At 35.7% G+C, this 1,119-nt stretch carries 2 protein-coding genes; both read left to right on the top strand.

Annotated features, from left to right (window positions below; translation table 11 throughout):
* The coding region (locus ACZQCL_RS08155) for a hypothetical protein (RefSeq protein WP_482482701.1) at positions 1-430 on the top strand (430 nt) is incomplete at its 5' end.
* Positions 423-1,119: trigger factor (tig, locus tag ACZQCL_RS08150; protein WP_482482699.1), on the top strand; the 697-nt coding region annotated here is incomplete at its 3' end. The genes ACZQCL_RS08155 and tig, both read left to right, overlap by 8 nt.

Below are 1,119 nucleotides of genomic sequence, written 5' to 3'. Positions count from 1 at the left end.
ACTAGATTCAGATTTACCTGATGAATATAAGGGTACATTGATTGAAGCTTTAATGGAGCAGAAAATTGATGATCCGTTTGATTTGATAAAATCCGGGTTGAACATTACGTTTATACCAAGTGCTATTTTACCTATGGAGCAAGATCAGTCAATCAATGAGGCTAGCTCATTATTCGAAAGTTGGTTTACAAATGAGGATCCTACTATGATTCAATTTTGTATGTCACTTTTGATGCAGTTAGTTTTATATGAAAGACCATTCGATCAAGAAGACAAAGATTCTTACCAGCTTGCGAAAGGTATTTGTAGACTTGTGTATGATGCAATGCAGAAATCCGATGAATGGCCTGGTTTTGTCAAAAAACAAGGTCTTGAAAGAATTGAGGATATTGAGTTATCCATTGAAAAGCGAGGAGAAAACAATGACTAGTACTTGGACTTTGAAAGAAAATTCTACTGGTGAATTAGAAGTAACAGTAGAAGGTGAAGCTTGGAAAAAAGCACAGAAAAAAGCATTAAACTATGCTAAATCTCACATGAATTTGAAAGGATTCCGTCAAGGACAAATTCCTGATGCTTTAGTTAAAAAACAACTTTCTTCAAAAGCATTATATGATATGGCTAGTGAAGAAGTAGCTAATGAAGCATTATCAGAAGGAATCAAAGAACACAACATCGATTTAGTAGCTCGTCCTACTTTAGATGTTAAAGAAGTTGATGATGAAAAAGCCGTATTAGTATTTACATGTACAGTACTTCCTGAAGTAACTTTAGGTGAATACAAAGGATTAGATATCAAAAAAGCGGATGTAGAAGTTACAGAAGAAGATGTTGAAAACGAAGTTAAACGTGTTCAAGATCGTTATGCTGACTGGGTTGTTCGTGAAGATGACGATGCTGCTCAATTAGGTGATCAAGTGGTTATCGATTTCGTTGGAACAAAAGATGGTGTAGCATTCGAAGGTGGATCTGGAGAAAACTATCCATTAGAACTTGGTTCAGGATCATTCATTCCAGGTTTCGAAGAACAATTAGTTGGAGTTAAGAAAGGTGAAGAAAAAGACGTTGAAGTTACTTTCCCTGAAAACTACCAAGCAGCTGAACTTGCTGGTCAACCTG

This window comes from Holdemanella sp., from assembly GCF_056804935.1.
This window is presented reverse-complemented; position numbering and strand designations above follow the sequence as displayed.